25 protein-coding genes are annotated in these 26,170 nt (G+C 73.1%); 18 read left to right on the forward strand and 7 right to left on the reverse strand.

The annotated features are described in order from the left end of the window. Nucleotides 1-76 precede the first annotated feature (76 nt). From ACIQU3_RS11935 to ACIQU3_RS11985, 11 genes are all read left to right on the forward strand, one after another. Nucleotides 77-1,543, forward strand: coding sequence for an MFS transporter (locus ACIQU3_RS11935; RefSeq protein ID WP_403734654.1), 1,467 nt, complete (start codon nt 77-79; stop codon nt 1,541-1,543). A 31-nt stretch (nt 1,544-1,574) separates the two neighbouring features. Beyond that, complete coding sequence (locus ACIQU3_RS11940) at nt 1,575-1,988, forward strand: DUF3151 domain-containing protein (RefSeq protein ID WP_190198187.1); 414 nt, start codon at nt 1,575-1,577, stop codon at nt 1,986-1,988. A gap of 169 nt (nt 1,989-2,157) precedes the next feature. Continuing rightward, nucleotides 2,158-2,988, forward strand: a complete 831-nt coding sequence (locus ACIQU3_RS11945; protein WP_403734649.1) for a tryptophan 2,3-dioxygenase family protein — start codon at nt 2,158-2,160, stop codon at nt 2,986-2,988. Next, nucleotides 2,981-4,264, forward strand: a complete 1,284-nt coding sequence (gene kynU, locus ACIQU3_RS11950; RefSeq protein WP_403924620.1) for a kynureninase — start codon at nt 2,981-2,983, stop codon at nt 4,262-4,264. The genes ACIQU3_RS11945 and kynU overlap by 8 nt, the downstream gene beginning before the upstream one ends. A gap of 172 nt (nt 4,265-4,436) precedes the next feature. Then, entirely contained in the window at nt 4,437-5,300 is an 864-nt protein-coding gene (locus ACIQU3_RS11955; protein WP_403924623.1) for an alpha/beta hydrolase, read from the forward strand. A gap of 374 nt (nt 5,301-5,674) precedes the next feature. Next, entirely contained in the window at nt 5,675-6,673 is a 999-nt protein-coding gene (locus ACIQU3_RS11960) for an alpha/beta hydrolase (RefSeq protein ID WP_403924626.1), read from the forward strand. Further along, complete coding sequence (locus ACIQU3_RS11965; protein ID WP_403924628.1) at nt 6,666-7,955, forward strand: acyltransferase; 1,290 nt, start codon at nt 6,666-6,668, stop codon at nt 7,953-7,955. The genes ACIQU3_RS11960 and ACIQU3_RS11965 overlap by 8 nt, the downstream gene beginning before the upstream one ends. Beyond that, nucleotides 7,948-9,324, forward strand: coding sequence for a sensor histidine kinase (locus tag ACIQU3_RS11970; protein WP_403734633.1), 1,377 nt, complete (start codon nt 7,948-7,950; stop codon nt 9,322-9,324). Before ACIQU3_RS11965 ends, ACIQU3_RS11970 begins: the two co-directional genes overlap by 8 nt. Then, complete coding sequence (locus tag ACIQU3_RS11975) at nt 9,321-10,004, forward strand: response regulator (RefSeq protein WP_403734629.1); 684 nt, start codon at nt 9,321-9,323, stop codon at nt 10,002-10,004. The genes ACIQU3_RS11970 and ACIQU3_RS11975 overlap by 4 nt, the downstream gene beginning before the upstream one ends. Before the next feature lie 98 nt (nt 10,005-10,102). Next, entirely contained in the window at nt 10,103-11,440 is a 1,338-nt protein-coding gene (locus ACIQU3_RS11980; RefSeq protein ID WP_403924631.1) for a sensor histidine kinase, read from the forward strand. Continuing rightward, nucleotides 11,437-12,102 (forward strand): response regulator, encoded by a 666-nt coding sequence (locus ACIQU3_RS11985; protein WP_403734623.1) that lies wholly within the window; start codon nt 11,437-11,439, stop codon nt 12,100-12,102. Before ACIQU3_RS11980 ends, ACIQU3_RS11985 begins: the two co-directional genes overlap by 4 nt. Nucleotides 12,103-12,154: 52 nt before the next feature. Here ACIQU3_RS11985 and ACIQU3_RS11990 read toward each other — a convergent pair whose 3' ends face one another. Next, complete coding sequence (locus ACIQU3_RS11990) at nt 12,155-12,532, reverse strand: SH3 domain-containing protein (protein WP_403734619.1); 378 nt, start codon at nt 12,530-12,532, stop codon at nt 12,155-12,157. 147 nt (nt 12,533-12,679) lie between these two features. Between ACIQU3_RS11990 and ACIQU3_RS11995 the strand changes: the two genes are divergently transcribed. Next, nucleotides 12,680-13,885, forward strand: coding sequence for a cytochrome P450 (locus tag ACIQU3_RS11995; RefSeq protein WP_403924634.1), 1,206 nt, complete (start codon nt 12,680-12,682; stop codon nt 13,883-13,885). Here ACIQU3_RS11995 and ACIQU3_RS12000 read toward each other — a convergent pair whose 3' ends face one another. Together ACIQU3_RS12000 and ACIQU3_RS12005 are read right to left on the reverse strand one after the other, a co-directional pair. Beyond that, nucleotides 13,886-15,484: an ABC transporter permease gene (locus ACIQU3_RS12000; protein ID WP_403924637.1), complete on the reverse strand. Its 1,599-nt coding sequence runs from the start codon at nt 15,482-15,484 to the stop codon at nt 13,886-13,888. Next, nucleotides 15,481-16,386 carry an ATP-binding cassette domain-containing protein gene (locus tag ACIQU3_RS12005; protein WP_403924640.1) on the reverse strand — a complete coding sequence of 302 codons (906 nt, stop codon included), beginning with the start codon at nt 16,384-16,386 and terminating at the stop codon, nt 15,481-15,483. The genes ACIQU3_RS12000 and ACIQU3_RS12005 overlap by 4 nt, the downstream gene beginning before the upstream one ends. A 74-nt stretch (nt 16,387-16,460) precedes the next feature. Between ACIQU3_RS12005 and ACIQU3_RS12010 the strand changes: the two genes are divergently transcribed. Next, a complete protein-coding gene (locus ACIQU3_RS12010; RefSeq protein WP_403924642.1) occupies nt 16,461-16,967 on the forward strand; it encodes a GbsR/MarR family transcriptional regulator in 507 nt (168 codons plus the stop codon). Between the two features lie 98 nt (nt 16,968-17,065). On the opposite strand, the gene ACIQU3_RS12015 is transcribed toward ACIQU3_RS12010, so the two are convergent. Further along, nucleotides 17,066-17,947, reverse strand: coding sequence for a diacylglycerol kinase family protein (locus ACIQU3_RS12015; protein WP_403734602.1), 882 nt, complete (start codon nt 17,945-17,947; stop codon nt 17,066-17,068). Between the two features lie 185 nt (nt 17,948-18,132). Here ACIQU3_RS12015 and ACIQU3_RS12020 point away from each other — a divergent pair, with 185 nt between their 5' ends. Continuing rightward, a complete protein-coding gene (locus tag ACIQU3_RS12020) occupies nt 18,133-19,416 on the forward strand; it encodes an adenylosuccinate synthase (protein WP_403734599.1) in 1,284 nt (427 codons plus the stop codon). 135 nt (nt 19,417-19,551) lie between these two features. Beyond that, nucleotides 19,552-19,845, forward strand: coding sequence for a hypothetical protein (locus ACIQU3_RS12025; RefSeq protein WP_403734596.1), 294 nt, complete (start codon nt 19,552-19,554; stop codon nt 19,843-19,845). Nucleotides 19,846-19,871: 26 nt separating this feature from the next. Here ACIQU3_RS12025 and ACIQU3_RS12030 read toward each other — a convergent pair whose 3' ends face one another. From ACIQU3_RS12030 to ACIQU3_RS12040, 3 genes are all read right to left on the reverse strand, one after another. Then, nucleotides 19,872-20,522, reverse strand: coding sequence for a hypothetical protein (locus ACIQU3_RS12030; RefSeq protein WP_234849520.1), 651 nt, complete (start codon nt 20,520-20,522; stop codon nt 19,872-19,874). A 121-nt stretch (nt 20,523-20,643) separates the two neighbouring features. Continuing rightward, nucleotides 20,644-21,345 carry a GntR family transcriptional regulator gene (locus tag ACIQU3_RS12035; protein ID WP_403734591.1) on the reverse strand — a complete coding sequence of 234 codons (702 nt, stop codon included), beginning with the start codon at nt 21,343-21,345 and terminating at the stop codon, nt 20,644-20,646. A 142-nt stretch (nt 21,346-21,487) separates the two neighbouring features. Continuing rightward, nucleotides 21,488-22,843, reverse strand: coding sequence for an aspartate aminotransferase family protein (locus ACIQU3_RS12040; RefSeq protein ID WP_403924645.1), 1,356 nt, complete (start codon nt 22,841-22,843; stop codon nt 21,488-21,490). Between the two features lie 168 nt (nt 22,844-23,011). Here ACIQU3_RS12040 and ACIQU3_RS12045 point away from each other — a divergent pair, with 168 nt between their 5' ends. The 3 genes from ACIQU3_RS12045 to ACIQU3_RS12055 all read left to right on the forward strand — a co-directional run bounded on the left by ACIQU3_RS12045 (nt 23,012) and on the right by ACIQU3_RS12055 (nt 26,164). After that, nucleotides 23,012-23,617 (forward strand): DJ-1/PfpI family protein, encoded by a 606-nt coding sequence (locus tag ACIQU3_RS12045; RefSeq protein ID WP_403734585.1) that lies wholly within the window; start codon nt 23,012-23,014, stop codon nt 23,615-23,617. Then, nucleotides 23,614-24,072, forward strand: coding sequence for a MarR family winged helix-turn-helix transcriptional regulator (locus tag ACIQU3_RS12050; protein ID WP_403924648.1), 459 nt, complete (start codon nt 23,614-23,616; stop codon nt 24,070-24,072). Before ACIQU3_RS12045 ends, ACIQU3_RS12050 begins: the two co-directional genes overlap by 4 nt. A gap of 79 nt (nt 24,073-24,151) precedes the next feature. Next, nucleotides 24,152-26,164: a protein kinase gene (locus ACIQU3_RS12055; RefSeq protein WP_403924651.1), complete on the forward strand. Its 2,013-nt coding sequence runs from the start codon at nt 24,152-24,154 to the stop codon at nt 26,162-26,164. Nucleotides 26,165-26,170: the final 6 nt, after the last annotated feature.

The following is a 26,170-nucleotide window of genomic DNA, read 5'->3' on the forward strand; positions in this document are numbered from 1 at the left end:
CATCGGCTCGCGTCCGGTTCGCTCGCGTGGAGCCCGGCACCTCCTGAGGTGCCGGGCTCTTCCGTATGCTCCCTGCATGCCCGATGTCCGGTTGGCCTCCCCGCAGGGCAAGTGGGTCCTGCTCACCACCGTCCTCGGCTCCAGCATGGCGATGCTGGACTCGACCGTCGTCAACGTCGCCCTGCCACGCATCGGCCGCGACCTCGACGCGAATCTGTCCGCCCTGCAGTGGACGGTCAACGCCTACATGGTCACGCTGGCCGGGCTGATCCTGCTCGGCGGGGCGCTGGGGGACCGGTTCGGGCGGCGGAAGGTGTTCGTCGTCGGCGTGGCGTGGTTCGCGGTGGCGTCGCTGCTGTGCGGGATCGCGCCGAACGCGGGCGTGCTGATCGCCGCGCGGGCGCTTCAGGGGGTCGGCGGCGCGCTCCTGACCCCCGGGTCGCTGGCGCTGATCCAGGCGTCCTTCCACCCCGACGACCGGGGGCGGGCGGTGGGCCTGTGGTCCGGCTTCGGCGGGATCGGGGCGGCGGTCGGGCCGTTCGTCGGCGGCTGGCTGGTGGACGGGCCGGGCTGGCGGTGGGTGTTCCTGCTGAACGTGCCGCTGGCGCTGGTGTGCGTTCCGGTGGCGCTGCGGCACGTCCCCGAGTCGGGGGACGGTTCGGCCCACGGGCGGTTCGACGTGCTCGGGGCGGTGCTGGGGGCGCTGGCGCTCGCGCTGGTCACGTACGCGCTGATCGAGGCCGGTGAGGGCGGCCCGGTCGTGGCGGTGTCGGCGGTGGCCGGGCTGGCCGCGGCCGTGGCGTTCGTGCTCGTCGAGCGGCGCCGGCCCGATCCGATGATGCCGCCGGACATCTTCGCGTCCCGGCAGTTCACGGCCGTCAACCTCGTCACGCTGTGCGTGTACGCGGCCCTCGGCGGATTCTTCTTCCTCGCCGCGCTCCAGCTCCAGGTGGTCGTCGGCTACTCGGCCCTCGCCGCCGGTACGGCCCTGCTGCCGACGACCGTGCTGATGCTGCTGCTGTCCGCGCGCTCCGGGGAGCTGGCCGACCGCATCGGGCCGCGGATCCCGCTGACGGTGGGGCCGCTGCTGTGCGCGGCCGGGATGCTGCTGATGCTGCGGGTCGGGCCGGGAGCGTCCTACCTCGCGGATGTGCTGCCGGCGCTGGTCGTGCTCGGGCTGGGCATGGTCACGCTGGTGGCACCGCTGACGGCGACGGTGCTGGGCTCGGTGAGCGTGGTGCGGGCCGGGCTGGCGAGCGGCATCAACAACGCGGCGGCCCGGGCGGCGGGCCTGATCGCGGTGGCGGCGCTGCCGCTGCTGGTGGGCATGGGGGAGGAGGCGTACCGGGAGCCGGCCGCCTTCGACGCGGCGTTCGGAAAGGCGATGGGGTGGTGTGCGGGGGCGCTGGTGGTGGGGGCGGTGATCGCGGCCGCTGTGGTGCGCAGGCCGCCGCCGGACTGCAAGCGCCCGGAATGCCTGCGGCACGGGGGTGTCATGGCGCCGCCGCTGGAGGGGGAGCCGGTGCGGAAGCGGCTGGGGTAGCGGGCCCCTCGCGATGCCTCAGACTTGAGGCATGTCCATTCACGAGAACCTTCTCGGGGGTCCGCCCCCGACCCACCTCCCCGATGACCCCGGGCCGCGGGAAATGCTCGCGGCGGGCGCCGCGTCCGTCGAGGTCGCCGGTGCGCACCCCACCTCCTCGCTCGCCTGGGCGCAGCTCGCCGACGAGGCGTTCGAGCGCGGCGCGGCCGTGGAGTCCTACGCGTACGCCCGCACGGGCTACCACCGCGGTCTGGACGCGCTGCGCCGCAACGGCTGGAAGGGCCACGGCCCGGTGCCGTGGGAGCACGAGCCGAACCGCGGCTTCCTGCGTGCCCTGCACGCCCTCGCCCGCGCCGCGCAGGCGATCGGCGAGCAGGAGGAGTACGAGCGCTGCTCCCAGTTCCTGAAGGACTCCTCGCCGACGGCGGCGCAGGTCCTGGGCTGAGACACGGCCGGTGTACGCGAGGCCCGTCCGCATGAGGCGGGCCTCGCGGTTTCGGGGGACGATTGCGTTTCGCAGGACGATTGCGCAAGATGCCCCCTGGGGACCGGGGCCCCCGTGTCGGATTCGGCAGGGGCGGACCGCTACCCGGAGTTATACGCAGGAGACAGCGATGTCCCACGAGGCTCACGAGCCCGAGACCCCGCATCTCGACTTCCACGGCACGACGCCGTACGAGGACTACGTCAAGGCGGACGTACTCACCCACCTCCAGCACACCCTCTCCGACGACCCCGGAGAGATGGTCTTCCTGGTGACGACCCAGGTGATGGAGCTGTGGTTCACCGTCATCGTCCACGAGTGGGAGACGGCGGCAGGCGCGCTCAGGGGGGACGACATCCCCACCGCCATCGCCGCGCTCAAGAGGTCCGTCCGCGAACTGGAGGCGCTCAACCACTCCTGGAAGCCGCTGGCCCAGCTCACGCCGGCCCAGTTCAACTCGTACCGCAGCGCCCTCGGTGAGGGCTCGGGCTTCCAGTCGGCGATGTACCGGCGCATGGAGTTCCTGCTCGGCGACAAGTCCGCGTCGATGCTCGTCCCGCACCGGGGCGCGCCGCGTGTGCACGCCGAGCTGGAGAAGGCGCTGCACGAGCCGAGCCTGTACGACGAGGTCGTGCGGCTGCTGGCGCGGCGCGGGCACGACATCCCGGAGGCCGTGCTGCGGCGTGACGTCGCACGGCGCTACGAGCCGTCGCCGCAGGTGGAGGCGGCCTGGACGGCCGTCTACTCGGGCGACGAGAGCGACGAGGTCGCCCGGCTGGGCGAGGCGCTGAGCGATGTCGCCGAGCTGGTGTGGCGCTGGCGCAACGACCACCTGGTGGCCACCCGCCGGGCGATGGGCGCCAAGACCGGCACGGGCGGCTCCGCGGGGGTGGCCTGGCTGGAGAAGCGCGCGCAGAAGAACGTGTTCCCCGAGCTGTGGACGGCGCGGTCCTATGTCTGAGCCGACCGGGTCGACAGGGTCGACCGAGCTGCCCGAGCAATCAGAGCAGTCAGAGCAGTCAGAGCAGTCCGAGCTGTCCGAGCGTGCGCGGAAGCTGGACGCCGTCGACGAACTGGGCGGCAAGCGCAGGGAGTTCGTCCTCGACGCCGCGTCCGATCGTGCGGCTGACGCCGCGGTGGTCTACCTCGACGGCAACTCGCTGGGCGCGCTGCCCGCCGTGGTCCCCGGCCGGGTCGAGGACGTCGTACGCCGCCAGTGGGGCGAGCTGCGCATCCGGTCCTGGGAGGAGAGCGGCTGGTGGACGGCGCCCGAGCGGATCGGTGACCGGATCGCCCCGCTGGTCGGGGCGGCGCCCGGGCAGATCGTCGTGGGCGACTCCACCAGCGTCAACGTCTTCAAGGCGCTGGTGGGCGCGGTGCGGATGGCCGGGGAGGGCCGGGACGAGATCGTCGTCGACGCGACGACCTTCCCCACCGACGGCTACATCGCCGAGTCCGCCGCCCGCATGACCGGCTGCACGCTGCGGCCCGTGGCCCCGGCGGACGTGCCGGGCGCGCTGGGCGAGCGCACCGCGGCCGTGCTGCTCAACCACGTCGACTACCGCACGGGCCGGCTGCACGACCTGCCCGCGCTGACGGCGGCCGTGCACGAGGCCGGGGCGGTCGCCGTCTGGGACCTGTGCCACAGCGCGGGCGCGCTGCCGGTCGGGCTCGACGAGCACGGCGTGGACCTCGCGGTCGGCTGCACCTACAAGTACCTGAACGGCGGGCCCGGTTCACCGGCGTACCTGTACGTGCGGCGGGAGCTGCAGGACCGCTTCGACTCGCCGCTGCCCGGCTGGAACTCCCACGCCGAGCCGTTCGGGATGCGCACCGGCTACGAACCGGCTCCCGGCGCCCTGCGCGGCCGGGTCGGTACACCCGACATCCTCTCCATGCTCGCCCTGGAGGCGGCCCTCGAGGTCTGGGACGGGGTGCCGGTCGAGGCGGTGCGGGCCAAGTCACTGGCGCTGACGGACTTCTTCCTGGAGTGCGTGGCGGCGTATGTGCCCGCGGGCCGGGTGGAGTGCGTGACCCCGGTGGCGCACGAGGAGCGGGGCAGCCAGATCGCGCTGCGCTGTGAAGACGCGGGTGCCGTGATGAAGCGGCTGATCGAGCGGGGCGTCGTCGGTGACTTCCGGGCGCCGGACGTGCTGCGCTTCGGCTTCACCCCGCTGTACGTCGGGTTCGCCGACGTGGAGCGGGCGGCACGGGTGCTGGCGCGGACGCTGGCCTGAGCGGCGGCGGGCCGGGACGGCCCTGTGGCGTCCCGGCCCGCGGCGGCCCGTCCGGGCTTCACCGAGCGTGACATCTGCATGTTCGCGCATGTCACGTGCCTGGTACCGTCCCGGCCAAGGCTGACCCCTCAACTGGTCTGCCCCGTAGGGTTCATCGCTGGAGGGCTGGAGCATGACGGACGACGTCGCAGCAGCACGGGCCGCTGCCGAGGAGAAGTCGGCGTTCTCCCACGCGCCCGTCGACCCCGACGCCACCGCGGCCTACGGCGACCACCCCGACCAGCTGATCGACTTCTTCGCACCGCGCCGGGCGGGCGGCCCCGGGCCGGCCCCGCTCGTCGTCGCGCTGCACGGCGGCGCCTGGCGGGCGCCGTACGACCGGCGTCACCTCAGCCCCTTCGCGGACGTCCTCGCCCGCCGCGGGTTCGCCGTGGCCAGCGTCGAGTACCGGCGCGGCGGCGACGGCGACGCGGTCGCGGGCCGCTGGCCGGACACGTTCGACGACATCGCCGCGGCGCTGGACGCCCTTCCGGCGCTGGTACGGGAAGTGCTGCCGCAGGCCGACCCGCGCCGTACGGTCCTCACCGGTCACTCGGCGGGCGGGCATCTCGCCCTGTGGGGCGCCGCCCGGCACGTCCTGCCGGCCGGTTCGCCCTGGCGCAGCGGCAGTCCGGTGTCGCTGCGCGGTGTCGTCGCCCTCGCCCCGATCGCGGATCTGGCCGTCGCCGACAAACTGGACGTGTGCGGCGGTGCCGCTCGCCAGCTCCTGGGCGGGGACGAATACTTCGCCGAGCGGCAGCCGTACGCGGACCCGTCGCTGCTGCTGCCCACCGGCATCGCCACCACGCTCGTCCAGGGCCGCGCGGATCTCGACGTGCCGCAGGCGGTCGCCGAGTCGTACGCGGAGACGGCGGCGAAGGCCGGGGAGATGGTGGGGGTGACGCTGCTGGAGGACGTGGGGCACTTCCCGCTGATCGACCCGGCGGCGGACGCGTGCGCGGTCGTCGTGGAGGAGATCGCGCAACTGGCCTGGTGAGCAGCGCGCACGGACGCCCTTCCGGCTGCCGATCCAGAGCCGCGAACCGCAGGGCTGTCCGGCCGCCGGCCCAGGGCACGCCTTTCCGGCTGCCGATCCAGAGCCCCGCACCACAGGGCTGTCCGGCCGCCGGCCCAGCAGCCGGTGCACGGCACGGCTTTCCGGCCGTCGGCCCAGCAGCCGCGCACGGCACGGCTTTCCGGGTGAGCGGCAGTGCCCTCCGTCGGCCCGCGGGGCCGGGCCCCGGTCATACCCGTAGTACCTGAGAGCTACGCCGCAGGTGAGTTCCCCGGTGGGACGCGGACGAGGTCTCCTGATCCGTAACTTCCCTTTCACGCAGGCCCGATGGACGGGTGCGCTGGAGGGGGACGACCATGGGGTCCGCGCCGCAGTACCACCATGACGGCGGCAGGCGCCGCGCCGGCCGATGGCGCCGCGCCGCGCTCGCCGCCCTCGTCACGGGTGCGGTGGTGTTCCCCCTCTCCGCGGCCGTACGCCCGCAGACCCCCGCCCCGCCCCCCGCCTCCCTCGCACCGCTGCGCGCGTCGACACTCGACGGGGCCTATGCGGCCAACCGGGCCAACGCCGCCGAGGCGGCCCGTACGGCGGCGGCCCACCACGACCGGGCCCGAGCCGAGACGGATCGTCAACTGGCCTCCAAGAAACGGCACTTGCTCCGCTACGACGGCCGCGGCCCCGGCCTGGTGACGGAGGTCCTCGGCGACCTCGCCCGGGCCGACCGCATCGCCGTCCTGGTCCCCGGCTCCGACACGAGTCTCGACACCTACGGCCGGTTCCGCGCGGCGGCCGTGGCCCTGCACCGGCAGCTCGCCCGGCAGGCCCCGGCGGGCACCCGCACTGCGGTCGTGGCCTGGCTGGGCTACGAGACGCCGGGCACGGTCAGCACGACGGTCACCACGACCGGCAGGGCGGATCAGGCGGCTCCGCGACTGCGGGCACTCGTCGCCGACCTGCGGGCCGTGACGGGCCCCGGAGCGCGTATCGCGCTGCTGTGCCACTCCTACGGCTCGGTGGTCTGCGGCCGCTCCGCCGCCGGGCTCGCCGTCGACGACATCGCGCTCGTCGGCAGCCCCGGCACCGGCGCGGACTCCGCCGCCGGGCTGCACACCCGGGCCCGTGTCTGGGCGGCCCGGGGCGCCGACGACTGGGTGGAGCACGTACCGCACGTCAGCGTGGACCTGTTCGGCGCCACCGCCGGCTTCGGCACGGACCCGGTCTCCCCGGCCTTCGGCGCCCGGGTCTTCGCGGCCGGCGACGCCGGTCACAGCGAGTACTTCAGCCCCGGCTCGACCTCCCTGACCAACCTGTCCCGGATCGTCCTGGGCGAGACCAAGGCGGTGACCCATGACTGACATCGGCGTACGAGCGGTCCGGGAGGGAGTGCGCCGGGGTGCCGGCCGCATCGGCGCGGCCACCCCGCCCGGCCGCGACCGGGCCGTGGACGCCCTGAGGGCCGCCGCCGTCCTCGGTGTCGTCCTGGGCCACTGGCTCGTCACGGCCCTGGTGTCCGACGGCCGCACCCTGCGCACGGCGAGCCCGCTTCAGCACATGCCGTGGCTGGCCCCCGTCTCCTGGATGCTTCAGACGCTCGCCGTGTTCTTCCTGGTCGGGGGGCATGTCGCCACCCGCGGTCACGCCTCGGCGCGGGCCCGTGGCGTTCCCTACCACCGGTGGCTGACGGACCGGCTGTCCCGGCTGTTCAAGCCGGTCGCCGCCGTTCTCGGCCTGTGGACGGTCACCGCCGCCCTGCTGCTGCTGTCGGGCACCGAGTACGGCACGGTGCGGACCCTGGTGAAACTGGCCCTGTCGCCGATGTGGTTCCTCCTGGTCTTCGCCTGCCTGACCGCGGCGACCCCGCTGCTGGCCCGGCTCAACCCGCTGTGGCCGCTGGCCGTCGTGCTGCACGTGGACCTGCTGCGCTTCGGCCTCGGCGGCCCCTCCTGGCTGGGCTGGGTGAACGTGGTGGCGGCCTGGACGGTGCCGTACACGCTGGGCGCGGCCTGGACCCGCGGTGAGCTGGAGGGCCGACGAGCGGGCTGGGCCCTGCTCGCCGGCGGGGCGGCGGCGACCGCGGTGCTCGTCGCGGGGGCGGGCTATCCGGCCGCCATGGTCGGTGTCCCGGGCCGGAACCTGTCGAACCTGTATCCGCCGACCCTGGCCGTCGTCACGTTCGGCCTGGCCCAGTGCGGTGCCGCCCTGCTCCTGCGCGAGCGGCTGCGGCACGCGATGCGCCGGCCCGTGGCGTGGGCGGCGGTGGCGCTGGTCAACCTGTCCGCGATGACCGTTTTCCTCTGGCACCAGACGGCCATGATGGCGACGACCGCCACCGGCCTCCTGGCGGGCAGACTGGCGGGCCTGCACACGCCGCCGGACGGTCTCGGCTGGGTCGGGTCGCGGTTGCTGTGGCTGCCGGTGTTCACGTCGGTCCTCGCCGTCTGCTGGGCCGCCTTCCGCTTCTTCGAACGGAGCGGCGGCGCCGGGCGGAGCGTGGCCGGGCGGAGCGTCGCGGGGCGGACCGGCGCCGGGCGGACCGGCGCCGGGCGGGTCGGTGGCAGGCGGGAGCGCGCCTCGCGGGTGGTGCAGGCGCACCGTCCGTCCGGCCGGGACACAGCGGCACGGGCGCGCCGTGTCTAGGCTGAGCCGCGTGAAGGACACGGGGGTGGGCCGCGCGCGGCGAACGCGCGTCACAGGATGGCTGCACGCGCTGCGCGAGGACCTGTGGACCGTGCGGACCGATCCGCTGCCGCCGTCGACGTGGCTGCGCTGGCTACCGCACGGGCTGGTGTGCCTGGCCGCCTTCGGCATCACGCTCGGGGGCACGGGCGACATGAACGACAACGGCCATCTGGCCCCCGGCCTCGCTCTCCTGATCGCGGGCGGGCAGGGCGCCGCCATGGTGCTGGGGCTGTGGCGGCCGGTGCCGGCCTGGTGGCTGTCCCTGGGACTGTTCACCCTGGGCGCCGCCACGGTGCGTACCCGGATGGGCTTCGACCTGGAGACCTACACCTGGCCCTGGACCGCGGCCGGGATCGTCGCCGAGCTGTTCGTGCTGCTGCTGCTGGCGCTGCGGGTGCCGACCCGGGCGGCGGTGGCGGCTCTGGCGGTGACCTGGTTCTTCACCTACGCACTCGAAGGCCTGGGGACCGAGGAGCCCTACGACACCACCAGTGTGCTCGCGGTCTCCCTGTTCACCGTCGTCGTGATACTGGGCAGCGCCCTGCGCGGCCGCCGCGAGGCCCGCGCGCAGCTCGTCGAGCAGACCACCCTCACCGCCGAGGAACGCACCCGGCGCACCCTGCTGGAGGAGCGCAGCCGCATCGCGCGGGAGCTGCACGACGTGGTCGCGCACCACATGTCCGTCATCTCCATCCAGGCGCAGGTCGCCCCGCACCTCGTCGAGAACCCGCCCGACGAGCTCCGGGAGAACCTCGCGGGCATCCGGCAGAACGCCCTGGAGGCCCTGATCGAACTGCGCCGCGTCCTGGGCGTGCTCCGCTCGGAACACCCCGGCCCGGAGGAGCCCTTCACCGGCACGGGTGACGGAACCACACCGCACGCCCCGCAGCCCACGCTCGACCGGCTCGACGTGCTGGTGGAGAACACCCGGGCCGTCGGCCGCGAGGTCGTCACCGACATCCGGGGCGAGCGGCGCCCGCTGCCGCCCGGCGTGGAACTGTCGGCGTACCGGATCGTGCAGGAGGCGCTGAGCAACGCCCTGCGGCACGCGCCCGGCGCGAGGATCACGGTCCGTCTCACCTACGAGACGGACGGCCTGGAGGTGGAGATCGTCAACGGCCGCCCGACCGGCCCGCCTCCGCCGTCGACGGGCGCGGGGCACGGACTGCTCGGTATGCGGGAGCGCGTCGCGATGCTCGGCGGCACGATGACGGCACACCCGTGGCACTGGGACGGTTTCAAGGTCACCGCCTTCCTCCCGGACACACCGCCCGCCGACGCCCCGGGCATCGACCACCGAACCACCCCCCGGAGAGGGACCTCATGACGAGTGGCACCGGCGAACCCATCCGGGTTCTCATCGTCGACGACCAGGCCATGGTCCGGCAGGGCTTCACCGTGCTGCTCGGCATCCAGCCGGACATGGAGGTCGTCGGCGACGCGAAGAGCGGTGAGGGCGGTGTCGCCGCGGCCGCTGAGCTCGCCCCGGACGTGGTCCTGATGGACATCCGCATGCCCGGCATCGGCGGCATCGAGGCCACCGCGCGCATCACTTCGGCCCACCCGGACATGCGGGTGCTGGTGCTCACCACCTTCGACCTCGACGAGTACGTGTACGACGCGCTGCGCGCGGGAGCCTCCGGCTTCCTGCTGAAGGACGCCTCGTCCGAGCAGCTCGCCGAGGCGGTCCGGGTGGTCGCGGCCGGGGAGGCGCTGCTCGCCCCGGTCATCACGCGCAAGCTGATCGCCGAGTTCTCCCGGCTCGACGGCAAGCCCCGCGCCCCGCTGAAGGAACGGGTCGGCGATCTGACGGAGCGGGAGACGGAGGTGCTCTCGCTGATCGCGCAGGGCCTGTCGAACGCGGAGATCGCCGGGCACCTGTTCGTGGCCGAGCAGACGGTGAAGACCCACGTCGGCAGGATCCTGGTGAAGCTGGGCCTGAGGGACCGCACGCAGGCGGCGGTGTTCGCCTACGAGTCCGGTCTGGTGCGGCCGACGGGCTACTGAGGGCGGCCGACGGAGCCCCGTAGTACCTGAGAGGGACGCCGAGGAACCCCTCTCACTGGGGACGACCGGGACCCCGGGGGCCGCTTACCGTTCTTTACGTGACCGAGACGACTCAGATGCAGACGACGCCGGGGGGCGGGGCCGTGCCGCGCAGCCCGGAGTACCGGGTGGCGGTGGACTCCCTGCGCGGCCTGCGGCAGGACCTCTTCCAGAATGCCTTCGCCTACCGGCCGCTGGCGGGCCGGCGCACGGACGGGCGGTTCGCCCGGCGGCTGCCCGGCCGCCTGCGTGAGTTCGCGGCCTGGATGCCGCACGCCCTGATCGTCGCGGCGGCCCTGATATCCGTGGCGTTCGCCACCGTCGACTCCGGTGGGCCCGCCGCGCTGATGGGTCTGTTCTGCGCGGTTCCGGTGCTGCTGACCATGGTGCGGCCGGTGGGGGCGTTCTGGGCGTCCATGGTGGCCACCCCGGTCGTGGCCGTGGTCGGCAGCCGCTGGTTCGAATGGCCGTGGGCGGCCGGCAGCTTCGTCAGCCATCTGACCGTGCTGACGGTGGTGGCGATCCGCACCCGGCCGCGCACGGCCGGATGGATGTGGGTGCTGACCGCGCTCTACGCGATCATCGCGGACAGCGGCATCGGCCCGACCTCCATGTACGGCAGCAACTCCGGCGCCATGCTGATCGTCTCGGCGCTGTTCCTGCTCTGCGTCACCGTCTGGCACATCCGCCGCAGTGCCGAGCAGGAGGTCACAGCCCAGCAGACCGTCACCGCGCACGAGCGCTCCCGCCGCACGCTGCTGGAGGAGCGCACGACCATCGCCCGCGAGCTGCACGACGTCGTCGCCCACCACATGTCGGTGGTCGCCATCCAGGCGGAGGCCGCGCCCTACCGGGTGGACAACCCGCCGCCGGAGCTGGAGAAGGCGTTCGCCACCATCCGGGTCAACGCGGTGGCGGCGCTGACCGAACTGCGCCGCGTCCTGGGCGTCGTCCGCGCCGAGGACTACGAGGCGCCGGACGCCCCGCAGCCGACGCTCGCCGACCTGGAGGGACTGCTGGCCAATGTGCGGGAGGCCGGGGCGACCGTCGACAAGGTGGTGACCGGCGCGGTGCGCGAGCTGCCCCAGGGCGTGGAGCTGTCGGCGTACCGCATCGTGCAGGAGGCGCTGAGCAACACCCTGCGGCACGCGCCCGGCGCGAGCGCCCGGGTGGAGATCGGGTACGTGCTGGGCGGCCTGGGCCTGCGCATAGTCAACGGCCCGCCGCCGAATCCGAGCCTGATCAAGCCCTCGCCCGGCGCGGGGCACGGCATCACGGGCATGCGTGAGCGGGTGTCGATGCTGAACGGGGAGATGACGGCGGGCGCGAGCGACGACGGAGGCTACGAGGTGGCGGTGTTCCTGCCGGTCGCCCTGCCGGACGAGGGCGACGCATGACCGTCCGCGTCCTGATCGCGGACGATCAGATGATGGTGCGCGAGGGCTTCTCGGTCCTGCTGAACGCGATGCCTGACATCGAGGTCGTCGGCGAGGCGGTGAACGGCCGGGAAGCCGTCGCCAAAGTCCGCGAACTCGCCCCGGACGTGGTGCTGATGGACATCCGCATGCCCGAGCTGAACGGCATCGAGGCGACCCGCGAGATCGTCGCCGCCGACGGCGCGGCGAAGGTGCTGGTGCTCACGACCTTCGACCTCGACGAGTACGTCTACCAGGCGCTGCGCGCGGGTGCCTCCGGCTTCCTGCTCAAGGACGCCTCGGCCCGCCAGCTCGCCGACGGGGTGCGCGTGGTCGCGTCGGGGGAGGCGCTGCTGGCGCCGTCGGTGACCAGGCGGCTGATCACCGAGTTCTCCAAGCTCTCGGAGACCCCGCGCCTGATGCCCTCCGCGCAGGCGGCCTATGGGGACCTCACCGACCGGGAGACGGAGGTGCTGGTGCTCATCGCGCAGGGCCTGTCGAACTCGGAGATCGCCGAGCGTCTGGTGGTCGCCGAGTCGACGATCAAGACGCATGTCAGCCGGATCCTGGTGAAGCTGGGCCTCAGGGACCGCACGCAGGCGGCGGTGTTCGCCTACGAGGCGCGGCTGGTGACACCGGGCTAGCCCGGGGCGCCGCCCTCGGGCCCGCAGGCCCGGGGGCGGCACAGAGGGCCGGTCAGTCCAGCTGCATCGGCACGCAGTCGCTCACATACGCCTTGGAGACCCAGCCGGTGGTGCCCTTGGCGATGCCGCTCCTGGACTTCTGGCCGAGCTTCAGCTTGATCCAGGAACCCTTGGTGGCGATCTTCTTGCCCCAGTCGTTCTTGTGGAGCAGGCCCTTGGAGGCGTAGCCGGTGCCGGCGCCCGTGCGGAAGTTCACGCCGCTGCTCTTGTAGACGTAGTAGTAGACGTTCGGCTTGCACGGCATCTCGGCGGCGGTGGCGGCCGGGGCGGCGGCGACGACCGCGCCGGCGGTCAGCGACAGGGCCAGCATGGCCGAGGCGGCCAGACGGGCGGGGACGCGGGTGCGGAGCTTGGATCGCTGCTGTGTCATGAAGTTCTTTTCCTTGCGAAGACTCGTGCCGCTCACACGGCCAGGTCAGCTTAACGATCTTGATGTCGCAGGTTCGTCTCCGTCGTGTCCCTGCCGTGTGCGGAACACCCCTGGTCAGAGAGGGGGTTCGGGAGCTAGCGTCCCGGCATGGCTGCCTTCGACCCGTGGGACCCGGCGTTCCTCGCCGACCCCTACTCCGCTTACGCCGAGCTGCGCGCCCGGGGTCGCGTGCACTGGTTCGAGCCGACGAACCAGTGGCTCGTCCCGCACCACGCGGACGTCTCGGCCCTGCTGCGCGACCGGCGCCTGGGCCGGACGTACCAGCACCGCTTCACGCACGAGGAGTTCGGCCGTACGGCGCCCCCGCCGGAGCACGAGCCGTTCCACACCCTCAACGACCACGGGATGCTCGACCTGGAGCCGCCGGACCACACCCGGATCCGCCGGCTGGTGTCGAAGGCGTTCACCCCGCGCACGGTGGAGCGGCTGAAGCCCTATGTGCGGGGCCTGGCCGACGACCTGGCGTCCGCGCTGGTCGCGGCGGGCGGCGGCGACCTGCTGAAGGACGTCGCCGAGCCCCTCCCGGTCGCGGTGATCGCTGAGATGCTCGGCATCCCCGAGTCCGACCGGGCCCCGCTGCGCCCCTGGTCGGCGGACATCTGCGGGATGTACGAGCTGAACCCGTCCGAGGACGCGGCGGCCCGGGCGGTCCGCGCGTCGGTCGAGTTCTCCGACTACCTGCGCGACCTGATCGCGGCACGTCGCAAGGAGCCCGGAGACGACCTCGTCTCCGGCCTCATCGAAGCCCACGACGAGGGCGACCGGCTCACCGAGCAGGAGATGATCTCCACCTGCGTCCTGCTGCTCAACGCCGGTCACGAGGCCACCGTGAACGCCACGGTCAATGGCTGGTACGCCCTGTTCCGCAACGAGGCGCAGCTGTCGGCCCTGCGCGCCGACCACTCCCTGATCCCCTCCGCGATCGAGGAGCTGATGCGCTACGACACCCCGCTCCAGCTCTTCGAACGCTGGGTCCTGGACGAGATCGAGATCGACGGCACGACGATTCCCCGGGGCGCGGAGATCGCCATGCTCTTCGGCTCCGCGAACCACGACCCGGCGGTGTTCCGCGACCCGTCCGCCCTCGACCTGACCCGCACCGACAACCCCCACATCTCCTTCAGCGCCGGCATCCACTACTGCATCGGCGCCCCGCTGGCCCGTATCGAACTGGCGGCGTCGATGGGGGCGTTGCTGGAGAAGGCGCCGACGCTGCGGCTCGCGGCGGAGCCGGTGCGGAAGCCGAACTTCGTGATCAGGGGCCTGGAGGGGCTGACCGTGGAGGTGGGCTGATCAGGCGGTCACGTCCCGCCGCCGCAGCCCCGCGAGCCCACCGGCCACCAGCACCGCCGCCAGCCCGGTCAAGGCCACCACGGGCCCCCACTCCATGGATCCGCCCGGCAGCTTCGGCAGGTGCCCGAACGGGGAGACGTCCAGCACCGCCTGCGGCACGTCCAGCGCGGGCCCGACCCAGCCGACCAGCAGCACGGCCCCGGCGACTCCCCATGCCGCCAGGGCCACCCGGGGGAGGACGCCGTACAGCAGCACCGCCACTCCGCCGACCACCCACACCGCCGGAAGCTGCGTCAGGCACGCCCCCAGGACGGGGCCGGTCTGCCTGCCGTAGCCGACGGCGAATCCGGCACCGGCCAGCAGCATGATCAGGGCGGAGCCGCCGAAGGCGATCACCAGATGCCCGGCGGCCCAGCGGAACCGACCGACCGCGTTCGCCAGGATCGGTTCCGCCCGGCCCGAGGTCTCCTCGCCGTGCAGGCGCAGCACCGAGGCCACGATGTACAGGGTCGCGACCAGACCGAGCATGCCGATCGTCGACGCCAGGAACGCGTCCGTCAGCCCGGACCGGCCGCCCATCCGCTCGACGATGCGCCGGGCGCCGGCGTTGCCGCCGACCAGGTCGGCCGCGCCCTCGGTCATGCCGCCGTAGACGACCCCGGCGAGGAAGAAGCCGATGCTCCAGCCCAGCACACCGCCCCGCTGCAACCGCCAGGCCAGGGCGCCCGCGCCGGCCAGCCGGCCGGACGCGGGGCCGGGGCGGGCCGGCAGGAAGCTCATGCCGAGGTCCCGGCGGCCGGCCAGCGTGTAGGCGATCGCGGCCTGCAGTGCCACCGCCGCGGTGAGCAGGGCCAGCACCCACCAGCGTTCGGCGGCGTAGGGCCGCAGGTTCTCCAGCCAGCCCAGGGGTGACAGCCAGGTCAGGGCCGAGGAACCGTCGTCCGTGGCCGAGTCGCCCGCGGCGCGCAGGACGAACGCGGCGCCCAGGACCGCCGCCGTCAGACCGCGTGCCAGCCGTGCGCTCTCCGTCAGCTGCGCGACGATCGCCGCCATCGTGGCGAAGACCATCCCGACGGCGGCGATCCCCAGTCCGAGGGCCACTGCGCCGGTCGGGCCCTGCCCGGCCAGTCCCGCCGTGACCAGCAGCGCCAGCACCGCGTTCGCGACCGCCGCCGCCAGCAGGGCCGCCGTGAGGGAGGCCCGGCGGCCCACCGTCCCGGAGGCCACCAGCTCCTGACGGCCGCTCTCCTCCTCGTCCCGGGTGTGGCGCACGACGACCAGCAGGCTCATCACGGCGGCCAGGGCACCGGCGTAGACGCCGACCCGCCAGGCCGTCAGGGCGCCCAGCGAATCGCCGAAGACCGGGCCGACCATCGCCCGCAGCGAGGAGTTGGTCTCCATCTGCCGGATCAGGCCGGCGCGTTCGGCCGGGGTGCCGTAGAGGCCCTCCAGCGTGCCGGGCATGGAGAGGACCATGAGCGCGTCGACCGCGATCCACACCGGGATCAGCAGCCGGTCGCGGCGCAGCGCGAACCGCAGCAGCGTGCCCGTGCCGGCGAGCGGGGAGGAGCTGCCGGGCCGTACCGCGATCGCCGTCACCGGGCCACCGCCCCGGCCCTCTCGTCCTGGTAGTGCCGCAGGAAGAGCTCCTCCAGGGTGGGCGGCGTCGACGTCAGCGACCGGACGCCCGACTCGGTCAGCGACCGCAGGACACCGTCCAGCCGGTCGGTGTCGACCTGGAGCCGGACACGGTGCCCCCGGACGTCGAGGTCGTGGACACCGGGCAGGGCTGCGAGCCCGTTCGGCGGGCCGGCGAGTTCCGCGACGACGCTGGTCCGGGTCAGATGCCGCAGGTCGGCGAGGGAACCGCTCTCGACCGTACGGCCCCTGCGGATGATGCTCACCCGGTCGCACAGCTCCTCGACCTCGCTGAGGATGTGGGACGAGAGCAGGACGGTGCGGCCCCGGTCGCGCTCCTCCTCGACACAGGCCTGGAAGACCTCCTCCATCAGCGGGTCCAGACCCGAGGTCGGCTCGTCCAGGATCAGCAGGTCCACGTCCGAGGCGAAGGCGGCGACCAGGGCGACCTTCTGCCGGTTGCCCTTGGAGTAGGTGCGGCCCTTCTTGGTGGGGTCGAGTTCGAAGCGTTCGACCAGCTCCGCACGGCGCCTCGCGTCGAGCCCGCCGCGCAGCCGGCCGTACAGATCGATGACCTCGCCGCCGGACAGGTTGCGCCACAGGGTCACGTCGCCGGGGACGTAGGCGATCCGGCGGTGCACCTCCACCGCGTCCCGCCAGGGGTCGCGGCCGAGGATCTGCGCGGCACCCGAGTCGGCGCGCAGCAGGCCGAGCAGGACCCGGATGGCGGTGGATTTCCCGGCGCCGTTGGGCCCGAGGAAGCCGTGGACCTCGCCTGCGGCGACCTCCAGATCGAGCCCGTCGAGAGCATGCGTCCGCCCGAAGGACTTGTGCAGTCCGGAGACGGTGATGGCCTTCGTCATCTTTCAGAACGTACGCTTCTTTCAGAAATTTGTGAAGTTAAGGAACCGTGTGAAGCGCGGTTAGGGTGAGTGCCATGACGGAATCAGCCGGCAGCGGCCGGGACGCACAGGCCGTGTCGAGGTTCGTGGAGTCCTTCGCGGCACAGCTCGTCGAGGCGGGCATGACGCGCATGCCCGCCCGGGTGTTCGCGGCGCTCCTGTCCTCCGACGAAGGCTCGATGACCTCCGCCGAGCTGGGGGAGCAGCTGCGGATCAGTCCCGCCGCGGTGTCCGGGGCGGTGCGCTACCTGGCTCAGACGCACATGGTCTCGCGCGAGCGGGAACCGGGCTCGCGCCGGGAGCGCTACCGGGTGCACGGCGACCAGTGGTACGAGGCCCTGACCAACCGCGAGAACGTGCTGAAGCGCTGGGAGAGCGCCCTGCGCGAGGGCGTCACCAGCCTCGGCCCCGCCACCCCGGCCGGCCGCCGCCTGGCCGAGACGCTCGCGTTCTTCGAGTTCCTCGAGGGTGAACTCGCCGCGCTGATGGAGCGCTGGCGGGAGCACCGGGACAAGACGTTCGGACCGGCCGCCGGGAGCTGACCCGCAGGCCCCACCGCCCCACCGCCCCGCCAATCTCCAGGCGTCCGCCCCGCTTCACCGCCTCATCGCCCCGCCGGTCTCCGGGCGCCCGCCCCGCTTCACCGCCCCGCCGGCACCGTCAGCCCCCACGCGGCCTCTCGCACCACCCACGTCCGGGTCCGCACCGGCCCCGACACCACCGAGTCCGCGCGATAGCGGAAGTGTGCCCCGGACACCGTCACCGTGCGGCCCTCCGCCAGCAGCGGTGACGCCTCGGCGCCCACCGACACCGGTCTGACCTCCACCGCCGCCACCCCGGCCGCGGCCGGTGCCACCGACACCGCCTCCACCGGCTGGTCCAGGTCGACGAGCGTCTCCCCGTCCACCTCGACCCGCAGTCGCGACGGCCCCGGCTCGGGCGTGGCGGCGAGACGCGCGGGCCGGCCCGCCGGCACCAGGGTCCGCACCAGGGACTGGCAGGTCCGCAGCCAGGGCCGGGCCGGTTCGTCGTCCGGCTCCGGCGCGGCCGTCTGCCCAGGCCCGGCCGTGGCCGGCGGCAAGGGCGGTATTCGCAGCGCGCCGAGCACCACCCCGTCGCTGTCGTCGACCATCAGGTCCATGCGCCGCTCGACCCCGTCGAGCACCGCGCGCGCAGCCGCCACCGTCCCCGTCGGCACCCCCAGCGACCGGGCCAGGGACAGCGCACCGCCGACCGGCACCACCGACAGCGGGCAGCCGGACAGCTCCCGGTGGCGGTGCAGCAGCGCCACCGCGCGGATCAGGGTCCGGTCGTCACCCACCACCACCGGCCGCCGCGAGCCCCGCCGGGCCAGCGCCCGGGCGAACTCCTCCGGCCCGTCCGGCAGGCACAGCTTCATGCCGGCACCCGCGCCGAGCACGTCTTTCGCGATCCGTACGGACTCGCCGTCCGACCTTCGGGCGACCGGGTCGACCACCACCAGCAGCTGCTCGGACGTCGTGGAAGTCGCCACCTCGGCCATGCCTCGCTTCCTCGGGTAGCATCTTTGTGCAAGAGCCCCTTGCGCTATTGCGCCAGGGGCTTCGTCTATTCCGGGGCATCCGGTCCGACGGTTGGCGGCCAACGGCGGTCGCGGTGCACACGGCTGCGATCCTCCGCGTGCGCCCTCGACCATGGACATGCCCCGCCCGGAAGGGGTGTACGCGCGTGCCCGCACTTGTGCTGCTCGGTGCTCAGTGGGGTGACGAAGGCAAGGGAAAGGCCACCGACCTTCTCGGTGGCTCCGTGGACTATGTGGTGCGCTACCAGGGCGGCAACAACGCCGGCCACACGGTGGTCGTGGGTGACCAGAAGTACGCACTGCACCTCCTCCCTTCCGGAATCCTGTCTCCCGGCTGTACGCCGGTCATCGGAAACGGCGTCGTCGTCGACCCGTCGGTCCTGCTCTCCGAGCTGAGCGGTCTGAACGAGCGCGGCGTCGACACGTCCAAGCTCCTCCTCAGCGGAAACGCGCACATCATCACCCCGTACAACGTGACGGTGGACAAGGTGACCGAGCGCTTCCTCGGCAAGCGGAAGATCGGCACCACCGGGCGCGGCATCGGCCCCACCTACGCCGACAAGATCAACCGCGTCGGCATCCGCGTGCAGGACCTCTACGACGAGTCGATCCTGACGCAGAAGGTCGAGGCGGCCCTCGACGTCAAGAACCAGGTCCTCACCAAGCTCTACAACCGCCGCGCGATCGCGGTCGACCAGGTGGTCGAGGAGCTGCTGGGCTACGCCGACAAGCTCGCGCCGTACGTCTCCGACACCGTCCTGGTGCTCAACCAGGCGCTGGAGGACGACAAGGTCGTGCTGTTCGAGGGCGGCCAGGGCACGCTGCTCGACATCGACCACGGCACGTATCCCTTCGTCACCTCGTCGAACCCGACCGCGGGCGGCGCCTGCACCGGTGCCGGCGTGGGCCCGACGAAGATCAGCCGGGTCATCGGCATCCTCAAGGCGTACACGACCCGCGTCGGCGCCGGCCCGTTCCCGACCGAGTTGTTCGACGAGGACGGCGAGGCGCTGCGCCGGATCGGCGGCGAGCGGGGTGTCACCACCGGCCGGGACCGCCGCTGCGGCTGGTTCGACGCGGTCATCGCCCGCTACGCGACCCGCGTGAACGGCCTGACCGACTTCTTCCTCACCAAGCTCGACGTCCTCACCGGCTGGGAGCAGATCCCGGTCTGTGTCGCGTACGAGATCGACGGCAGGCGCGTCGAGGAGCTGCCCTACTCGCAGACCGACTTCCACCACGCGAAGCCGGTCTACGAGATGCTGCCGGGCTGGAGCGAGGACATCTCCAAGGCCAAGTCCTTCTCCGACCTGCCGAAGAACGCCCAGGCGTACGTGAAGGCGCTGGAGGAGATGTCCGGCGCCCCGATCTCCGCGATCGGCGTGGGCCCCGGCCGGGACGAGACGATCGAGATCAACTCGTTCCTCTGACCGGTCCCGACGTCCGCGGGCCGCTCCTCGTGCACACGGGGAGCGGCCCGCGTTCCGTCGCAAGGAGAGTTGCCCGGAACCGGCATACGCTGAATTCATACCCCCACGTGCGTCGACCAGAAGAAGGTGACCACGATGCGCGTACTGCTCAAGATGAGCATGGACACCGAGAAGTCCAACGAGCTCATCCGGAACGGCACCCTGGGGAAGCTGATCCAGGAGTCGATGGAACAGATCAAGCCCGAAGCGGCCTACTTCACCACCGACCACGGCAAGCGCACCGCCTACGTGTTCTTCGACATGCAGGACAGCTGGCAGATGCCGGTCATCAGCGAACCCTTCTTCCTCCAGCTGGACGCGGAGATCTCCTACACGCCCGTGATGAACATGGACGACGTGCAGAAGGGCCTCTCCCAGCTGGGACGGTGAGCGGCGGGCCCCGCTGACGACCGGGCTCAGCTGAAGACGATCATCGACCCCTGGGCCAGACTGCGGGTCACCGCCGCGTGCAGCCCGAGCCACACGTGCCGCTCGCGGGCGAACGGGCTCGGGTCGTACGGGGCGGGAACGGCGGGTTCCTCCAGCTCCGTCGGGGCGAGCGGCGGCTGGGGGGCCGCCGGCGGGTTCGCCGGGTCGATCCCGATGGCCGGCGCGACCAGCTCCAGTTCGCGCAGCAGGGCGTGCGAGGAGCCCAGCGGGCCGCCGCCCGCGAGGAGATCGTCGTCGGCGAGCGGGCCGGGGAAGTCCACCGGGACGTAGGCGCCCGCGTGGTCGTAGTGCCAGACCAGGTGCGACTGCTGGGCCGTCGACTCGAACATCTCCAGCAACTGCTCGTAGTCGCCGCCGAGTTCGTCCACCGGCGTCACCGGCAGGCCGCACACCTGGAGCAGGTAGGCGCGGCGCAGGAAGTGCAGCGCGTCGTAGTCGAAGCCCGCGACCGGGGCGACCTCGCCGGAAAGGCCCGGCATGTACTGGTACACCGGCACCGGCGGCAGACCGGCCTCCGCGAGCACCTTGTTGTATTGCGCGAGTTCCTCGGCGAAGGGGTTGTCCGGCGTGTGGCACAACACGTCGACGAGCGGTACCAGCCACAGGTCACAGGCCAAAGAAGGCTCCTCGCTCAGCGCGGTGGTCGGGTAGCACGGTGGTCAAGAAGGGTAGCGGTGTGCCGCTGTCACGGCTCCCGCCGTGCATGTCCCATACCCATACGGACAGCGGCGACGCGGGTCATCGGGGAGCGAGCCGTTCGATGAGGGTGACCGAGTGCGCGTTGTACGCGGCGATGATCGCCCGGGCGGCGTCGTTGTCGCGGGCGATCAGGGCGTCGACCAGCTGGGTGTGACCGGCCCACAGCTCGCCCCGCAGATCGGTGAGCCGACGCAGGTGCGGCACCGCGCAGACCCAGGTCTGCACGCGCAGCCGGTTCAGGAAGTCGGCGAGGTAGGGGTTGCCGAAACAGGCGCCGAGCTCGCGCCAGAAACGCAGGTCGTAGCCGATGAGGACGGTGAGGTCACCGGCCGCGGCGGCGCGCTGCGCCTCCTCGCCGCGTCTGCGGACCCCGGCGACGACCGCGGCGGAGCGGGGATCGTCCGGCCGTACCGCGCCGGGGCGGCCTTCGGTCAGTGCGAGGAACATGCCCTCGATGACGAGACCGCGGGCCTCGATCATGCCGCGGAAGTCCTCGACCGAGTACTCGTGGACCCTGAAGCCCCGGTGCTGGTCGGCCTCGAGGAGCCCCTGTGCGGAGAGGTCGACGAGCGCCTCGCGCACCGGCGTCGCGGACACCCCGTACTGCTCGGCGATCTCCTTGACCGTGAACTCCTGCCCCGGCTGGAGCCGCCCGGCCAGCACCTCGTCACGAAGCGCGTCGGCGATCTGCTGCCGCAGGGTGCTGCGCGTCACGGCGCCGTTGCCGGAGCTGGCGGGCATGGTCGGGGCGTCTCCCTCGTCGCGTTCGGGTGGCGTGCGCGTACATGTATGTCTACGAGCACGCCACCTTACGCGTTCGAATGAGGCGCGAGGATGTCGGTTACTGACGGGTTTACAGGTGTTTACCGTGCGTATCCGGTGTCTACCGCGTGTGCTCGTCCGCGACCGAGAGCGCCGCGTCCAGCGCCGCCAGGCCCTCCTTGAGTTCGGCCTCGCCGATGTTGCAGGGCGGCACGACGTGCGTCCGGTTCATGTTCACGAAGGGCCACAGGCCGCCCTTCTTCGCGGCGGCGGCGAAGGCGGCCATGGGGGCGTTCGCCTCACCGGCCGCGTTGTACGGCACCAGCGGCTCCCGCGTCTCGCGGTCGCGCACCAGCTCCAGCGCCCAGAACATGCCGGTGCCGCGCACCTCGCCGACGCTCGGGTGCCGCTCGGCGAGCGCGCGCAGCTCCGGTCCGACGACATCGGCGCCGAGCCGGGCCGCGTTCTCGACGACGCCCTCCTCCGCCATCACGTTGATCGTCGCCACCGCCGCCGCGCAGGCCAGCGGGTGCCCGGAGTACGTCAGACCGCCGGGGTAGGGCCGCTTCCCGAACGTCTCCGCTATCGCGCCGGAGATCGCGACACCGCCCAGCGGTACGTAGCCGCTGTTCACGCCCTTGGCGAAGGTCAGCAGGTCGGGCGTGACGTCGAACAGGTCCGCCGCGAACCACTCACCGGTCCGCCCGAACCCGGCCATGACCTCGTCCAGGACGAAGACGATCCCGTACGTGTCGCACAGCTCCCGCACCCCGGCGAGGTAGCCGGGCGGCGGGACCATGATCCCGGCCGTTCCGGGGACGGTCTCCAGGATGATCGCCGCGATGGTCGAGGGCCCCTCGAAGCGGATCGTCGTCTCCAGGTGCTCCAGCGCCCGCGCGCACTCCTGCTCCTCGGTCTCGGCGTAGAAGCGGGAACGGTAGAGGTAGGGCGCCCAGAAGTGCACGACCCCGTCCGTGCCGCTGTCGGAGGCCCAGCGGCGCGGGTCGCCGGTGACGTTCACGGCCTGCTGGGTGCCGCCGTGGTACGAGCGGTACGCCGAGAGCACCTTCGGGCGGCCCGTGTGCAGCCGGGCCATCCGGATGGCGTGCTCGACGGCGTCGGCGCCGCCGTTGGTGAAGAAGATCTTGTCCAGGTCGCCTGGGGTCCGCTCGGCGATCAGCCGGGCCGCCTCCGAGCGCGCCTCGACCGCGAAGGCGGGCGCGAAGGTCGTCATCTTCGCCGCCTGCTCCTGGATCGCGGCGACGACCTTCGGGTGCTGGTAGCCGATGTTCGTGTAGACGAGCCCGCTGGAGAAGTCGAGGTAGCGGCGGCCGTCGTAGTCCCAGAAGTACGACCCCTCGGCACCGGCGACGGCGAGCGGGTCGATGAGCTCCTGCGCGGACCAGGAGTGGAACACGTGGTCACGGTCGGCGGCCTTGACGGCGGCACCGGCTTCGGGGTTCGGCTGAGGGGTCATGCGGGCGAGCGTAGGCACGGGGGGCGGGGGCGGGAAATCGGCGTCGTGTGTGAGGTCTGGGGGTTTCCGCGACAGGTTGTCGACGGGAAGGTGTCGCGCGGCCCACTCATTGACAACATGCTGTCTATTGGACAGCATGTTGTCATGCAGGGAAGCCGAGGAGGCACCATGACCCGCAAGCCCGTCCATCTCGCCGTCTACGACACCCTCGCCGACTGGGAGACCGGCCACGCCACGGCCCACCTCGCCCGCGCCGGCCACGAGATCCGCACCGTCGGCCCGTCCACCGCCCCCGTGCGGAGCACCGGCGGACTGCGCGTCCTGCCCGACCTGGCCCTGGCGGACCTGCGCCCCGAGGACAGCGCCCTGCTGATCCTCCCGGGCGCCGACCTGTGGGACACGTCCGGCGACCTCGCGCCCTTCGCCCGCACGGCCCGGGCCTTCCTCGAAGCGGGCGTGCCCGTCGCCGCGATCTGCGGCGCCACCGCAGGGCTCGCCCGTGAGGGCCTGCTCGACGACCGCGACCACACCAGCGCGGTCTCCTTCTACCTCGCCGCGACCGGCTACGCGGGCGCCGGGCGCTACGTCGAGACCGACGCCGTCACCGACCGCGGCCTGGTCACCGCAGGGCCGACCGAGCCGGTCGCGTTCGCCCGGGAGGTCCTGCGGCTGCTCGGTGTCTACCAGGGCGAGGTGCTCGACGCCTGGTACCGGCTGTTCCACGACTCCGACGCGGCGGCGTACGGGGTGCTGGAGAAGGCCGGCGCCCTGTGAGCCGGGAGCGTCAGGAACTGCTCAGCGGCAGCGCCCTCGGGGTGTTCCGGCTCAACGGCCAGTTCCTCGCCGTCGCGGAGGAACTGGCCCGGCCCGCCGGGCTCACCGCCGCCTGGTGGCAGGTCCTCGGCGCGGTCCTCGGCGAGCCGCTGCCCGTCTCCGGCATCGCCCGCGCCATGGGCATCACCCGGCAGAGCGTGCAGCGCATCGCCGACCTGCTGGTCGAGAAGGAGCTCGCGGAGTACCGGCCGAACCCGGCGCACCGCCGCGCCAAGCTCCTCGCGCCGACCGGGCGGGGGCGTGCGGCGATCGCCCGGATCGACCCCGGACACGCGGCGTTCGCCGACCGGCTGGCGGAGGCGTTCGGGGAGGAGGAACTGGCGGAGGCGGCGCGGATGCTGGAACGGCTGTCCACGGTGCTGGACCAGGTGGGTCCGCCTGTTACGGAACCGTAGAGGTTGTCCAGGTCACCCCGCCCTGGCCCCGCACTATTCTCGGTCTGTTGCTCACGTGTGGGGGGAAGGCGGCTGAGCGATGGAGAAGCTGGGGCCCGGGGATCCGCAGCACATCGGTGCGTACCGGCTGCTGGCGCGGCTCGGTGCGGGGGGCATGGGGCACGTGTACCTGGCCCGCTCGGAGCGGGGCCGTACGGTCGCGGTGAAGCTGGTCCGTGAGGAACTGGCCGCGCAGGAGGAGTTCCGGGAGCGGTTCCGCCAGGAGGTGCGGGCCGCGCGGCGGGTCGGCGGGTACTGGACCGCGCCGGTGCTGGACGCCGACACCGAGGCGGCCGTGCCGTGGGTCGCGACCGGGTACGTCGCGGGGCCGAGTCTGCAGCAGGTCGTCGGGCACGACCACGGTGCCCTGCCCGAGCGGACGGTCCGCATCCTCGCGGCCGGGCTCGCGCACGCGCTCAAGGACATCCACGCCGCCGGCATCGTCCACCGCGACCTCAAGCCGTCCAACGTGCTCGTCACCATCGACGGCCCGCGCGTCATCGACTTCGGCATCGCCCGTGCCCTGGAGACTGTGACGGACGGCGGCCTCACCCGCACCGGCGCGCTCGTCGGATCGCCCGGCTTCATGGCGCCCGAGCAGGTGCGGGGCGACCGCATCACCCCGGCGTGCGACGTCTTCTGCCTCGGCTCCGTCCTCGCCTACGCCGCGACCGGCGCCCTGCCCTTCGGCACCGCCAACAGCGGCGTGCACGCCATGATGTTCCGCATCGCCCAAGAGGAACCGGACCTGGAGGGCGTCCCCGAGGGCATCGCCGACCTCGTCCGGGAATGCCTGCGCAAGGACCCCGCCGCCCGACCCTCCCTCGACCGCATCCTGCAGCGCACGGGCGCCGACGACACCGTCTCCGACGGCCGCGCCCTCGACCCCTGGCTGCCGAGCGCACTGGTCGCCCAACTGGGGCGGCACGCGGTGCGGTTGCTGGACACGGAGGACCCGGAGGCGGTGGCCGGGCCCGCCGAAGGCGCGCGGGGCACCGCGCGCCCGGCCCCCGCCGGCCCGCAGCCCGAGCGCGACACCGCGCGGCAGCCGGGCGCGGCCCCGGCGGAGAAACCCGGCCCCGGCCCCACTCCCGACCATGCCCCCGCCGCCGACGAGTCGTCACCGCGCCCCGCGCTTCCCCCGGCCCCGGCGGCAGCGCCCGCCGCGCCCGCGGGCCCACCCCTGCCGGGCAGACCCGGCGGGGGCCCGCCGCTGAACCACCTGCCCACCGTGGCCGCGGGCCAGAGCGCTGCCCCCGCCTCCCGGCAGCCACAGCCGGCGGGCGGCCCGCCCCACCCGCAGCCCGGAACGCCCCCGCCCCCGTACCCGGCATACGGCTACCCCCAGCAGCACCCGCAGCCCGGCACCCCGGCCCTACCCGCGCCCCACCCCGCCCACGGCGGCCTCGGCGCGACCCCGCCCTACGGCCCGCCGCCCTATGGCACGACTCCGCCGTATGGCCCCCCGCAGCCCCAGCCGGCCCGCGGGGAGGGCCGGTCCACCGCGCTGCTCGTCGTGATCGCCCTGGTCGTCGCGCTCGCCGCGGGCGGATCGGTGTACGCCCTGATGCAGGGCGGCGACGACGACCGGGCCGACGACGGGCGCGGCGGCACACAGAGCACGGGCGCGTCCCCGACCACCCCGGGCCCCTCCCCGACCACCTCGCAGCCGGACACCTCCCCCTCACCTGCAGACGGCACGATCCCGGCCGGCTACCTCGGCACCTGGGCCACGACCATCGACAACGCCGACGGCCGGCACAGCCGTTCGCTCACCCTCCAGCAGGGCGAACCGGGCGACACGGTCCTGTCCCTCGTGGCCGACGGCCCGACCGAGGGAGGCGGCACGTACCACTGCGTCTTCGAGGGCCGGCTGACCGCGGCCCCCGGGGCCGGCGGCACGCTGAGCATCGGCCCGTCCAGCGTCAAGGTCGGGCAGCCGCGCACCGCCTGCACCCCGGGCGCCGCCACGGAGGTGACCCTCCTCCCGGACGGCACGCTCCAGCGCGTGAACACCAGCAGCGGGGAACGGCTGACCTACACGAAGCAGTGAGCGACT

It is taken from the genome of Streptomyces sp. NPDC101110 (assembly GCF_044759525.1).
Lineage (GTDB): Bacteria > Actinomycetota > Actinomycetes > Streptomycetales > Streptomycetaceae > Streptomyces.

What these genes read in the sequence shown, in the direction of transcription:
- ACIQU3_RS12010 (WP_403924642.1), top strand. Translation starts at nt 16,461, where the DNA reads ATGACGGAATCAGCCGGCAGCGGCCGGGACGCACAGGCCGTGTCGAGG.
- ACIQU3_RS11940 (WP_190198187.1), top strand. Translation starts at nt 1,575, where the DNA reads ATGTCCATTCACGAGAACCTTCTCGGGGGTCCGCCCCCGACCCACCTC.
- ACIQU3_RS12015 (WP_403734602.1), bottom strand. Translation starts at nt 17,947, where the DNA reads ATGGCCGAGGTGGCGACTTCCACGACGTCCGAGCAGCTGCTGGTGGTG.
- ACIQU3_RS12040 (WP_403924645.1), bottom strand. Translation starts at nt 22,843, where the DNA reads ATGACCCCTCAGCCGAACCCCGAAGCCGGTGCCGCCGTCAAGGCCGCC.
- ACIQU3_RS11945 (WP_403734649.1), top strand. Translation starts at nt 2,158, where the DNA reads ATGTCCCACGAGGCTCACGAGCCCGAGACCCCGCATCTCGACTTCCAC.
- ACIQU3_RS11960 (WP_403924626.1), top strand. Translation starts at nt 5,675, where the DNA reads ATGGGGTCCGCGCCGCAGTACCACCATGACGGCGGCAGGCGCCGCGCC.
- ACIQU3_RS12055 (WP_403924651.1), top strand. Translation starts at nt 24,152, where the DNA reads ATGGAGAAGCTGGGGCCCGGGGATCCGCAGCACATCGGTGCGTACCGG.
- ACIQU3_RS11995 (WP_403924634.1), top strand. Translation starts at nt 12,680, where the DNA reads ATGGCTGCCTTCGACCCGTGGGACCCGGCGTTCCTCGCCGACCCCTAC.
- ACIQU3_RS12045 (WP_403734585.1), top strand. Translation starts at nt 23,012, where the DNA reads ATGACCCGCAAGCCCGTCCATCTCGCCGTCTACGACACCCTCGCCGAC.
- ACIQU3_RS11990 (WP_403734619.1), bottom strand. Translation starts at nt 12,532, where the DNA reads ATGACACAGCAGCGATCCAAGCTCCGCACCCGCGTCCCCGCCCGTCTG.
- ACIQU3_RS11955 (WP_403924623.1), top strand. Translation starts at nt 4,437, where the DNA reads ATGACGGACGACGTCGCAGCAGCACGGGCCGCTGCCGAGGAGAAGTCG.
- ACIQU3_RS12005 (WP_403924640.1), bottom strand. Translation starts at nt 16,386, where the DNA reads ATGACGAAGGCCATCACCGTCTCCGGACTGCACAAGTCCTTCGGGCGG.
- ACIQU3_RS12025 (WP_403734596.1), top strand. Translation starts at nt 19,552, where the DNA reads ATGCGCGTACTGCTCAAGATGAGCATGGACACCGAGAAGTCCAACGAG.
- ACIQU3_RS12035 (WP_403734591.1), bottom strand. Translation starts at nt 21,345, where the DNA reads ATGCCCGCCAGCTCCGGCAACGGCGCCGTGACGCGCAGCACCCTGCGG.
- ACIQU3_RS11965 (WP_403924628.1), top strand. Translation starts at nt 6,666, where the DNA reads ATGACTGACATCGGCGTACGAGCGGTCCGGGAGGGAGTGCGCCGGGGT.
- kynU (WP_403924620.1), top strand. Translation starts at nt 2,981, where the DNA reads ATGTCTGAGCCGACCGGGTCGACAGGGTCGACCGAGCTGCCCGAGCAA.
- ACIQU3_RS11935 (WP_403734654.1), top strand. Translation starts at nt 77, where the DNA reads ATGCCCGATGTCCGGTTGGCCTCCCCGCAGGGCAAGTGGGTCCTGCTC.
- ACIQU3_RS11975 (WP_403734629.1), top strand. Translation starts at nt 9,321, where the DNA reads ATGACGAGTGGCACCGGCGAACCCATCCGGGTTCTCATCGTCGACGAC.
- ACIQU3_RS11985 (WP_403734623.1), top strand. Translation starts at nt 11,437, where the DNA reads ATGACCGTCCGCGTCCTGATCGCGGACGATCAGATGATGGTGCGCGAG.